Raw genomic sequence first — 11,380 nt, 5'->3', positions numbered from 1 at the left:
CGCTACGCCCCGCGTTCCAGCCCCATTTACGCCAACGTGATGTCCATTCGCCCCATTAGAGCGCTGTTTTTATGTTCAGACTGTTCCTGTGGAGAAAAAGTAGTTAGGGATGAACACAGATCGCCATCAAGGCGGCAAGCAGTGAGACAGGCGTTGCGACACAGCTCCTTCCCGTGTTTTACGGTGATCCGGCGTGTTTCCGGTATGGCTACGCTGTGCTTACTGGCGTCTTGCTCTGCCCCCTTTGAAGCAGTAACACGCGCTGCATTTGATGAACCTGATTTGGTGTACACCCAGTCAACACCCCCGCCCGGTGCCGTGGAAGGCAGCTGTTGGGGGAAACATGTAACACCTGCTGAGTTGGAAACGGTTACGCATCATATTCAATTGCAGCCCGCTGAGATCCGATCCGATGGAACCGTGAGCGCACCTGCAATATACAAAACCGAAACATCCCAAAGCATCACCAAAGAACGGCGTGAGTTATGGTTTGAAACCCGCTGCGCCCCGGAATTAACGCCCGAGTTTATTTCATCCTTGCAGCGCGCACTAAAGGCACGTGGGCATTTTCGTGGAAGTGTGACAGGCTACATCGACAAGAAGACACGAAGCGCGATCCGTAAATACCAAGCGCCACAAGGTCTAGATAGTTCAATTTTATCTTTGGCCGCATCGAGCAAGCTAGGGCTAAGCGCGTACGGACCTGATCAACAATAAGGTTAAGCAGAAATGAAAAAGGCCCCGCATATGCAGGGCCTTCGTTTTGTTTGTGCTTGCTTTAGCTGTCTTCAAGCGCAAGCGCGACAAAGCGCGGATCACCAGCACGCCGTACCAAAAGCAGCAGTGATTTTCGTCCCGCTTCACGCGCAGCGTCAATCTGAGCGTTCAAATCATCGACGCTTGCCAGTTTTTGCTGACCCGCCTCAGTGATAACATCGCCCGCACGCAAACCTTTTTCATAGGCTTTACTGTCCTGATCTACATCTTGAACAACAAGGCCAGACGCCGTGTCCGCGAGATCAAGTTGCTCACGCAACTCGTTTGTGATTTCGGACACAGTAAGACCCATAATTTCTGTCTTTGCAGGGGCTTCTGGTTCAGCAGGTTGCGCCGCAGGAACAGCGCCTTCGGCTTCTTCACGGCGACCAAGTGTAACTTTGAGTGTCTGTGTTTTGCCTTCACGGAACACCAGAACACGAACCGCTTTGCCAACTTGTGTGTTGCCAACAGTGCGTACCAACGAACGTGTATCGCTGACATCTTTGCCATCAAAGCTTAGGATCACGTCACCCGCTTTGATACCGGCCTCAGCGGAGGGACCTTCTGGAACGTCTGTCACCAAAGCGCCCGCAACTTTTTCAAGCCCTATTGCTTCTGCAACATCCTCGGTCACATCTTGGATACGAACACCCAGCCAACCACGGCGCGTTTCACCGAATTCTTTGAGCTGATCAACGACTTTCACAACAACGTTTGACGCCATGGAAAAACCGATACCGATCGATCCACCGTTGGGTGACAAGATCGCTGTGTTCACGCCAACGACGTCACCGTCCATATTGAACAAGGGACCACCTGAATTACCACGGTTTATCGCAGCATCTGTTTGCAGGTAATCGTCATAGGATCCGCTAAGCGCACGGTTGCGTGCAGAGACAATACCAGCCGAAACAGAAAAGCCCTGTCCTAATGGATTACCCATTGCCATCACCCAATCGCCAACGCGCGACACGTCGCTGTCACCGAAGCTAACAAAGGAAAGCGGCACTTCCGCTTCCACCTTTAGCAGTGCGATATCTGTGTTTGGATCAGTGCCAATGACCTTTGCAGGCAGTTCGCCGCCTTCAAAGAATTCAATCATAATCTCATCAGCGCCGTCGATGACATGATTATTGGTGACAACAAAGCCATCTTCGGAAATCACAAAACCAGAACCAAGCGCGGAAGACCGGCGAGGACGTGGTGTGGCACCGTCACCACCGCGATTACGGTCTTGGAACTCACGGAAGAAGTCCTCGAATGGTGATCCTTCAGGAACCACGCCTTGCGGTGTTGTGCTTCGCGCAACAGTTGTTGTCGTGGTAATATTAACCACGGCTGGACTGATCTTTTCTGCAAGATCCGCGAAACTTTCAGGGGCCCCGCGCGCGGATGCACTGAGCGTTTGGAGTAAAAGCAAAGCAACACTGAGACCCATTGCAAGCCCCATTGGCAGCTTTTTAGGGGTTTCACGTTGCGTGTCATATGAAAGGGCAAGAGCCTGCGACATTGTAAGTAGACCTCCTTATGGTCTGAGACTTTTCCGGATCAAGAAGTGATGCCGACCTTGGTACTCACCATCTATCTAGGTACGTTTGCGTGCAACGCAAATATCGTTTCAGTGTTTCAAGCGTATGTGAAGATTACGTGAACAATGCTTCAAAATTGCAACGCCGTTTTTCAACCCGCACTAAGCGCACGCGCAGCGAATAGAAAGCAAACCCCAAGCACCATGACCAGCAGGCCGAACGTGCGGCGCATCTCAAGAGAGAGGTTGCGCAAGGCTTCGAGCAGGTCTTCAACAAGCGAAGGGGCCAGTGCGTACACCAGCCCCTCGATAATCATTACCAACCCAATTGCCAATAAAATGTTGGCAATCATCGGGTTAATCCTTGCCCTGATCTGACTTCAAGTAGTTGAAGAAGTCACTGTCAGGCGAAAGAACCATAGTCGAGTTGTTGCCTTTCAAAGCGCCGCGGTAAGCCTCAAGAGACCGGTAGAATTCAAAGAATTCTTGGTCCGCACCGTAGGCCGTCGCAAAGATCGCGTTACGCTCCGCATCTGATTCACCACGTGTAATTTCAGACAAACGCTTGGCATCCGAGACGATTTCAACCTGAGTACGATCCGCAAGCGCACGAACACGCTGCGCGGCTTCGTTACCACGGGCGATTTCGTCAGCCGCTTCACGTTCCCGTTCTGCACGCATACGCGCAAATGTGGATTCGAGGTTAGCCGTCGGCAAGTCTGTCCGCTTTAGACGTACGTCGATGACTTCAATGCCAAGGTTACGTGCCTCAGAAATTGCGCCGTTGCGAATACGAAGCATCAGGGCTGCACGGTCTGTGCTGAGGATGTCGTTTGACGAAACAGAACCCAGAATTTCACGCGTTTCAGAGCGCAAGATGCTGTCCAAACGGTTCTCAGCAACTGGAATTCCACCCGCACCAACCGCTTGACGGAACTGGTTCACGTCCGAAATCCGGTAGCGTGCAAACGCGTCAACCACGAGACGACGGTCGTCCAAAGGCGTTACCTCAAGCGGATCGATGTCACGGCTAAGGATACGGTCGTCATAGCGCACGACCTCTTGGATGAGAGGAATTTTAAATGCGAGGCCCGGCTCTTCTTTCACGTCAACGACGCGACCAAATTGTAGAACCAGCGCTTTTTCGCGCTCGTCCACGATGAACATCGATGACAGGATCGCGGCAATCGCGATCACTGCTATCGGCAGAAGGTATGTGGTTTTACGCATTAGTTGCTCCCTCCTACGTTTTTACGCAGTTCGTTAAGTGGCAAGTAAGGCACGACGCCTTGGCCACCGCCTGCATTTTCATCCAAAATGATCTTATCGACCTGACCTAGAACTTCTTCCATCGTTTCAAGATAAAGGCGCTTACGGGTCACTTCTGGTGCTTTCTGGTACTCGGCAAGAACCGCTGTGAAGCGGCTTGCTTCACCTTGGGCTTCGTTCACAACACGTGCACGGTAGCCTTCGGCTTCTTCCAGAACTTGCGCGGCTTCACCACGGGCTTCCGCAACAATCCGGTTTGCATAGGCGTCGGCTTGCTTTTCAAGCTTGTCACGCTCTTGCTCGGCCGCTTGGACCTCACGGAACGAGTCGATCACCTGCTGGGGTGGGTCGGCTTTGTCGAAGTTCACACGCACAACGTTCATACCAGAATCGTAGCTATCAAGCGTACTTTGGATCAGATCGTCTAAACGCTCTGCAATGCTGGCACGATCTCTGTTCAAAATCGGAGCCAGCTCTGATTGCGCAATAATTTCGCGCATCGCTGATTCAGATACCGCGCGGATCGTCATTTGAGGATCACGCAGGTTAAACAGATATTTCGCTGGGTCAGTGATGTTCCAAACAACTTGGAAATCGATATCAACGATGTTCTCGTCACCCGTCAGCATAAGACCCGCTTCAGAGCCACGCGCACCAACACCGATATCTTCGGTTTGTTCACGCGTCACGGGAATAACTTCAGCCATCACGATGGGCCAAGGCGCAAAGTTTAGACCAGGATTGCCCGTCGCTGAGTATTTGCCGAGGAACAGTTCAACGGACTGCTCTTCTGGCTTGACCGTGTAAAAACTGGCCATGCCCCAAAGGACAACGGCCGCCAAGACACCCAAACCAACTGTGCCGCGCGTGAACGCTGGCCCGCCAGCATCGCCGCCAGATCCGTTTGCGCCATTTCCGCCACCACGACCACCCATAAGGACGCGCAGTTGCTCTTGGCCTTTTTTCATCAGCTTGTCGATTTCAGGGATTTGCGGCCCCTCACCTTCGGGACGACGTCCGCCGCCGCCAGAGCCATTATTGCCAGATCCGCGATTATCATCGCCTGATCCGTTATTGCCACCGCCACCCCATGGGCCGCCGTTGTTACCAGCCATTTAAGCTACTTCCCCTCAATTAAATCATTTGGGTTACCTTACAAACTAATTTGGACAGGTTTCCCGAAATTTCAACCCGTACGTACAGGTGTTTTCAGTGTTACCAATTCTTCGGACATCGTCGGATGCACTGCGCATGTGCGATCAAAGTCTTCTTTTGTTGCGCCCATCTTCACTGCAATGCCCGCAAGCTGGATCATTTCACCCGCGCCTGGTGCGACGATGTGGCAGCCCAGAACCTTGCGGTTTTCTTGGGAGATGATGAGTTTCATGAACACGCGCTCGCCCCGCCCCGCAAAACCTTGCTGCATTGGCTTGAACGATGTCTTGTAAACTTCGATCGGACCTTGGGCTTTTGCCTCTTCTTCGGACATGCCCACTGTACCCATTTCTGGCTGCGTGAAAATCGCCGTGGGGATCAAATCGTGATCTGATTTGGTCGGGTTGCCTTCGAAAACCGTCTCAACAAACGCCATTCCTTCGCGGATCGCGACGGGGGTCAGGTTTGCTCGATCCGTGACATCGCCGACCGCATAGATCGAAGGGACAGCCGTCTGGCTATACTCATCAACGATGATCTCGCCCTTGCGGCCCAGCGCAACGCCAACCTCTTCAAGACCAAGGTTATCCGAGTTCGGGCAACGCCCCGTTGCGAACATCACCTGATCATAGACCTTTTCGATACCGTTGGTGTCTTTGGTCCAAACACCTGCGCCCTCACGGCGCAATTCGGTGATGTTTGTCTCTCGCTGTAGATCAACGCCGCGCGCGACCATTTCCTCGGCTACGAAATTGCGCGCTTCATCATCAAACCCACGCAGGATTTGAGCACCGCGATAGAATTGCGTCGTTGCTACGCCCATTCCATTCATCACGCCTGCAAATTCAGACGCAATATAGCCACCGCCAACGATCAGCATGGATTTCGGCAGCTCTTTGAGATCGAAAATTCCGTTCGACGTGATCGCGTGCTCTGCACCAGTCATGTCAGGCTTAACGGGGCGACCACCAACCGCGATCAGAATATGCTTGGCCGTTTTGCGCGTGCCGTCAGCCAACTCAACTGTATGCGGATCTGCAATCCTTGCACGGCTGTCGAATGTCTCAACGCCAGCGTTCTTCAAAAGCGAGCGATAGATGCCCTCAAGACGATCTAGTTCGGCATGCATCTTCTTTTGAAAGGCGCTCCAGTCGAATCCGTTCTCGGTGACGTCCCAGCCATATGCGCGTGCATCCTGCGCCATTGCGCCGTATCCAGAGGCAAACACCATCAATTTCTTGGGAACACATCCACGAATGACGCACGTCCCGCCGTAACGGTCCTCTTCCGCCAAGGCCACTTTCACGCCAGTCTCTTGCGCGGCAACGCGCGCCGCACGCACGCCACCAGAACCGCCGCCAATTACAAATAGATCGTAGTCAAATGCCATCATTCAATCCAGTTCAGCTCAGCTCAGTCAGTCAGTCAGGTCTGTGAAAAGATTGTCGTTTTCCACAAAAGCAAGTCGATCATGTTCTACCGTTCCCGTATTTATGTCGCGCACTTCGACCTTTCCATCCCCATGGCCGATCACAACTACGTCACATATATCTATGAACAAACCGTTCTCGACCACACCAGGCATCTGGTTGATCACCATCGCCAACTGGCGCGGGTTGCCGATCCGCTTTAGGCTGAGGTCCAAAATATGGTTGCCTTCATCCGTAATATAAGGGGAATCACCGTTCATACGCAGACTAATTTGGCGGCCAAGCACGTCCATGGACACCAGTGTTTCTTCAACAAGTGCACGCGTGGTTTGCCAACCGAATGGCACGACCTCGATGGGTAGAGGGAACGCGCCTAGTGTTTCGACTTCTTTTCCCGCGTCCGCAATGACGATCATCTGATCTGAGGCTGTCGCGACGATCTTTTCTTGCAAATGCGCGCCGCCGCCGCCTTTGATCAGGTTCAAATCACCGTCAAATTCGTCTGTGCCATCGATTGTAATGTCGAGCCAGCGCGCTTCGTCGAGCGAAATTACTTCGATACCGACTTCGCGCGCTAGAACGGCCGTGCGTGTCGATGTCGGAACACCACGAATACGCAAGCCATCATCGCGCACCATTTCGCCCAAGCACCGCACCAACCATGCCGCAGTTGAACCCGTTCCAAGGCCGACGCGCATGCCGTCTTCTACAAAAGCTGCAGCGCGTTTTGCGGCCACAAATTTCGCTTTATCGATGGGGGACAGTTCTCCGGTCATGTGCACGAGTCTCCTTGGCAGTTGCACGCCTTATAAACACAGCTTGGACGGGGTGCGAGAGCGGAATGTCGCTTTTCAGCGTGGACGGTGTGTCGGTTACGCGTAAACAGGCCGAATGAGCCATATTTACACCCTTCACTATGCCCCCGACAATGCATCTCTGATTATTCGGATCGCGCTAGAATATATCGGTGCGCCCTACACGGCGGTTCTTGTGGATCGAAGTTTGGAGGCCCAAAGCTCGGCTGAATACCGTACCATCAATCCCTTGGGGATGATCCCTGCGCTTGAAACCGAAGAGGGCGCCATCTTTGAAACGGGGGCAATCTTGCTTTGGCTTGCGGATCGTCACGGTGCGCTATTTCCAAAACTTCATGACCCTGCGCGCGGTCATGCGCTGAAATGGATGTTCTTCATTTCCAATTCGCTCCACGCGGGCCTGCGTCAAATGTTTTACCCTGAGAAGTTCATTGACGCAGAATATATGGACAATTTGCGCGATGGTCTCGCCCAGCGCATTTGCGCTGATTTCGCGCAATTGGATCAAGTGATCTCAGATCCTGATATGCATTGGCTTGGTGGCGCGGACCTCAGCCTTCTCGACATCTATGTTTGTGCTTGTTTACGATGGGCCCAGCTATACCCGAAAACGTACGCAAAAGGTTGGGCACAGATTCACACCTACCCAAACCTTTTGGCGCTTGCAGCGCGTGTCGATAAACACCCCGCCATTATCAAGGTCCAAGCAGCAGAGGGTCTTGGCCCAACGCCATTCTCGGCCCCTATTCATCCAAATCCCCCAGAAGGCAGTGCAACATAATGTTCCTTTCCATATTTGATATGTTCAAAGTGGGCATCGGCCCATCGTCTTCGCACACAATGGGGCCTATGGTGGCAGCTGGTCGTTTTCTCGATCAACTCCGCGCGTCGCCTTTTGAATTCGCAGGACTGCGTGCGTCACTGCATGGATCCCTTGCTTTCACAGGAATTGGGCACGCCACGGACCGCGCGACGGTTCTGGGCTTGGCTGGATTTCTGCCAGAAACCTATGACGGCGCAAAAGCAGACGCTGCTATGGCTACAATCATTGCCTCGAAATCGGTGTCACCAGACGGTCTGGGCACCCTCTCGTTTGATCCAAAGACCGATCTGAACTTTGATTTTGGTCCAAACTTGCCCGGTCACGCGAACGGGATGATCCTGATGGCGACCGATGCGCAGGGCGATGTGATCCTACAAACCACCTTCTATTCCATTGGCGGCGGTTTTGTGATGACCGAGGCCGAGTTGGACGCAGGCAAAGACACAGATGAAGGCGCGCCCGTCCCCTTCCCGTTCAAGTCTGCCGCCGAGATGTTGGAAATGGCGAAGATCGCTAGCAAAAGCGTCGCAGAGATGAAGCGCGCGAATGAAATTTCGCGAGGCTGTAGCGAAAGCCTGCGCTCTGGCACCGCACGCATTTGGCAAGTGATGAACGACTGTATCGATCGCGGGTTAGTGCGCGATGGTATATTGCCCGGTGGTCTGAACGTACGCCGGCGCGCCAAGGGTATCTATGATGCGCTGCTGGCTGAACGCGGGATGAACCTGAACGCGCCTCACACGATCAACGACTGGATGAGCACTTATGCGATGGCTGTGAATGAGGAAAACGCTGCGGGCGGCCAAGTCGTGACGGCCCCGACCAATGGCGCCGCTGGTGTCGTGCCTGCGACGATCCGTTATTATCTAGATCATGTCTCGGGCGCATCTGAAAGCAAGGTTGAGGAATTCCTGCTGACTGCTGCCGCGATTGGGGGCTTGGTCAAGTTCAACGCGTCCATCTCTGGTGCAGAAGCAGGATGTCAGGCCGAAGTTGGAAGTGCCGCCGCCATGGCCGCCGCTGGACTATGCGCCGTGCTAGGGGGAACACCTGAGCAAGTAGAAAACGCCGCCGAGATCGCGCTGGAGCATCATTTGGGCATGACCTGCGACCCTGTAAAAGGTTTGGTTCAAGTCCCTTGCATCGAACGAAATGGTCTAGGTGCCATAAAAGCAGTGAGCGCTGCATCCCTTGCGCTGCGAGGTGATGGTCAACATTTGGTTCCCTTGGATGCCTGCATTGAGACCATGCGCCAAACGGGTGTCGATATGAGCGAAAAGTATAAAGAGACCTCGCTCGGAGGGTTGGCCGTAAACATCCCGAATTGTTAATGGACGATTGCATTGAAACAAATGCGTTCGTAGCGTCCGCACATGGCCTCTGATCGTCCCCTTATTGGTATCGTGCTGATGCTTGGTTTTTGTTTGCTCGCCCCGGTGGGTGATGCAATGGCCAAGATTATTGGCCAAACTGTGCCGCTTGGCATTCTTCTTCTTGCACGGTTTGCGTCACAAGCGCTTTTATTGCTCCCCTTGGTCATTTTGACTAAACGACCGTGGCATATGAAAAAGCGCACATTACAATTGGCGTGGTTGCGCACGCTGCTTCATATCATCGGGATCGGCGCGATGTTTTCTGCGCTTATGTATCTACCGCTTGCAGACGCCGTCGCAATTGCCTTTGTGATGCCCTTCATCATGCTGGCTCTTGGGCATTATGTTCTTGGTGAAGAAATCGGTATCCGCCGATTTGGCGCTTGTGGTGTCGGCTTCATTGGGACGTTGCTGGTTATCCAACCTGCGTTCGACAACGTAGGGTGGCCTGCGTTACTGCCCTTGGTCGTTGCCGTTGTCTTCTCGCTCTTTATGTTGGTCACACGCAAAATCGCAAAGGACGTGGATCCAATTGGATTGCAAGCCGTCAACGGTTTCATGGCCGTCGCGATCCTATTGCCCGCGCTTGTTCTTTTCAGCGGGAGCGATATCGAGCTCTTCGCACTAAAGCTGCCGACGACGGGCGAGGTCCTTTTCCTTTTTGCAATCGGCCTTCTTGGAACGTTCGCTCATTTGTTAATGACATGGTCTTTGCGGTTTGCACCGGCGGCCACAGTTGCGCCCATGCAGTACCTAGAAATACCCTTCGCAACGCTGATCGGGTGGTTCGTGTTCTCGGAACTGCCCAATGGCTTGGCATCTCTTGGCATCGCAATCACGATTTCTGCGGGGCTCTACATCGTTAAGCGTGAGCGGGCCATGAGCCGCATTGGTGCAAAAGCGCTCTAAGCGTCAGTTCAAAACAATGCGCTGGAAGAATGCAAAGTAACGCTGGCGTATCTACCGCGATGCGAACAGGTCCAAGCGCTTCATTTGATGTCCCGATTTGTTTGCCGGGTTCAAGATCAAGCGCTTCAAAAGACCACTTCAACCCACTTGCCTTCATGCGCGTTGGTGCCAAGGGAAACAGTGAAACAGTCGTTCCCGCCTCTAGCGGCAGTTCGATCTGAGGCGGACACAAGAACACCAACTCATCTGCGCCAAGTAAAAGGCATTTGTGATCTGCGAAACGGATCAGCCCGTGAAACGCGGCGAGTTGATGATCCAACCTCCCCCCTAAAAAACCAATCCCCACTATCAAAGGGGCGTCGATCCGCATTAAGCATTTTTCAAAATCGGTGCTGTCTTGTTCAGCAACGCAGTGCACGGTCGATTTTGGAAGCATGGCCTTAATTTCGCCCGAAAGCGAATCCATATCGCCTATGACCGCGTCCGGTATTGCCCCAAACCTCAGAACATGGCGCGCACCGCCGTCCGCAGCGATAATGCACGAAGTATGAACAATAGCCCTTTCGAAAACAGAACGTTCAAGGTCTGCCCCTCCAACCAATGCGATCGGTTCCAATTTGTGAACAATTTTAGAAATCATCCTGAATTACCGCCTTTTTGGGAAACAGATCACAATTGGGACACGAAATGATACCATCAAAGTCACAGATTCGGGCCGCTTTCGTCGACACTCATACGTTAGTAATGCCGCACCAAATATGTAAAGCGAGTAAATCATTGTAAATACGAGCAAAGTTCTCACCGTTTCTTACGGAACCTTCTCCTGTACTTTAGAAGGCTTCGACGATTCATTTGATACGATGAAAGCCATCGCCGAGTATTTTCGCGACTTGGCTGCCGATGACAGATATTTCGGTGCCGAACCACCCACCCCAGATGCTGAAATGCTGGCAAAGATTGCAGAGCGCGAAGTCTCTCGCCGCGTGGAAGCCCACAGCGAAGGTGGGAATATCGTCCTACGCACCAAACTTCCCCACACTGAAATTGCCCCTGCTGCTGCAACGTTTTTAAGTGCAGATGCTGATGCGATTGATGCAGCGCAAGCCGATCAGTCCGCCGAACAAGTCCACCTTGCCGAGCAAGCAGAGCAAGACACTCGTGCACAAGAGAAGCGCGTCGCAGACGAAGCTACCACCCGCGCAGAGCAACGCGCCACCCGACGTGCTGCACCTGCCGCCGAAGACAAGGCTGCCCAAGAAGCTGCCAATGCTGCCGACAAGCAAGCTGCAGAACAAGCCGCGCGTGAAGCTGAACAGGCC

11 protein-coding genes and 1 pseudogene are annotated in these 11,380 nt (G+C 53.1%); 5 read left to right on the top strand and 7 right to left on the bottom strand.

Going from position 1 to position 11,380, the window contains the following annotated elements; genetic code table 11:
• Positions 1-141: 141 nt before the first annotated feature.
• Positions 142-717, top strand: a complete 576-nt coding sequence (locus tag QZ279_RS05415) for a peptidoglycan-binding domain-containing protein (protein WP_293448982.1) — start codon at positions 142-144, stop codon at positions 715-717.
• Between the two features lie 61 nt (positions 718-778).
• On the opposite strand, the gene QZ279_RS05410 is transcribed toward QZ279_RS05415, so the two are convergent.
• The 6 genes from QZ279_RS05410 to rpiA form a co-directional block, all read right to left on the bottom strand.
• Positions 779-2,209 (bottom strand): Do family serine endopeptidase, encoded by a 1,431-nt coding sequence (locus QZ279_RS05410; protein WP_293449038.1) that lies wholly within the window; start codon positions 2,207-2,209, stop codon positions 779-781.
• A 230-nt stretch (positions 2,210-2,439) separates the two neighbouring features.
• On the bottom strand, positions 2,440-2,640 hold the full coding sequence (locus QZ279_RS05405; RefSeq protein ID WP_293448980.1) for a DUF2065 domain-containing protein: 201 nt from the start codon (positions 2,638-2,640) through the stop codon (positions 2,440-2,442).
• Between the two features lie 4 nt (positions 2,641-2,644).
• A complete protein-coding gene (locus tag QZ279_RS05400; RefSeq protein ID WP_293448978.1) occupies positions 2,645-3,517 on the bottom strand; it encodes a protease modulator HflC in 873 nt (290 codons plus the stop codon).
• A complete protein-coding gene (gene hflK, locus QZ279_RS05395; protein ID WP_293448976.1) occupies positions 3,517-4,671 on the bottom strand; it encodes an FtsH protease activity modulator HflK in 1,155 nt (384 codons plus the stop codon). The genes QZ279_RS05400 and hflK overlap by 1 nt, the downstream gene beginning before the upstream one ends.
• Before the next feature lie 71 nt (positions 4,672-4,742).
• The gene (gor, locus tag QZ279_RS05390; RefSeq protein WP_293449036.1) at positions 4,743-6,101 is read right to left on the bottom strand and encodes a glutathione-disulfide reductase; all 1,359 of its coding nucleotides are present in this window, start codon (positions 6,099-6,101) and stop codon (positions 4,743-4,745) included.
• Positions 6,102-6,128: 27 nt separating this feature from the next.
• The gene (gene rpiA / locus QZ279_RS05385; protein WP_293448973.1) at positions 6,129-6,917 is read right to left on the bottom strand and encodes a ribose-5-phosphate isomerase RpiA; all 789 of its coding nucleotides are present in this window, start codon (positions 6,915-6,917) and stop codon (positions 6,129-6,131) included.
• A gap of 115 nt (positions 6,918-7,032) precedes the next feature.
• On the opposite strand from rpiA, the gene QZ279_RS05380 reads away from it, so the two are divergent.
• Genes QZ279_RS05380 through QZ279_RS05370 form a run of 3 tightly spaced genes read left to right on the top strand, consistent with a single transcriptional unit; the run spans position 7,033 to position 10,061 of the window.
• The gene (locus tag QZ279_RS05380) at positions 7,033-7,737 is read left to right on the top strand and encodes a glutathione S-transferase family protein (protein ID WP_293448970.1); all 705 of its coding nucleotides are present in this window, start codon (positions 7,033-7,035) and stop codon (positions 7,735-7,737) included.
• Positions 7,737-9,110, top strand: a complete 1,374-nt coding sequence (locus QZ279_RS05375; RefSeq protein WP_293448967.1) for an L-serine ammonia-lyase — start codon at positions 7,737-7,739, stop codon at positions 9,108-9,110. Before QZ279_RS05380 ends, QZ279_RS05375 begins: the two co-directional genes overlap by 1 nt.
• A 42-nt stretch (positions 9,111-9,152) precedes the next feature.
• Positions 9,153-10,061, top strand: coding sequence for a DMT family transporter (locus QZ279_RS05370; RefSeq protein ID WP_293448964.1), 909 nt, complete (start codon positions 9,153-9,155; stop codon positions 10,059-10,061).
• Here the strand turns inward: QZ279_RS05370 and QZ279_RS05365 are convergent.
• Complete coding sequence (locus tag QZ279_RS05365; RefSeq protein ID WP_293448961.1) at positions 10,015-10,701, bottom strand: thiamine diphosphokinase; 687 nt, start codon at positions 10,699-10,701, stop codon at positions 10,015-10,017. The genes QZ279_RS05370 and QZ279_RS05365 overlap by 47 nt on opposite strands.
• A gap of 136 nt (positions 10,702-10,837) precedes the next feature.
• Between QZ279_RS05365 and QZ279_RS05360 the strand changes: the two are divergent.
• Positions 10,838-11,380, top strand: a pseudogene (locus tag QZ279_RS05360) (hypothetical protein); the annotation flags it as partial.

It is taken from the genome of Planktotalea sp. (assembly GCF_018607965.1).
In the GTDB taxonomy this organism is placed as follows: Bacteria; Pseudomonadota; Alphaproteobacteria; order Rhodobacterales; family Rhodobacteraceae; genus Planktotalea.
The sequence above is the reverse complement of the archived record's forward strand: the minus strand, read 5'-3'. Positions and strand labels throughout refer to the sequence as shown.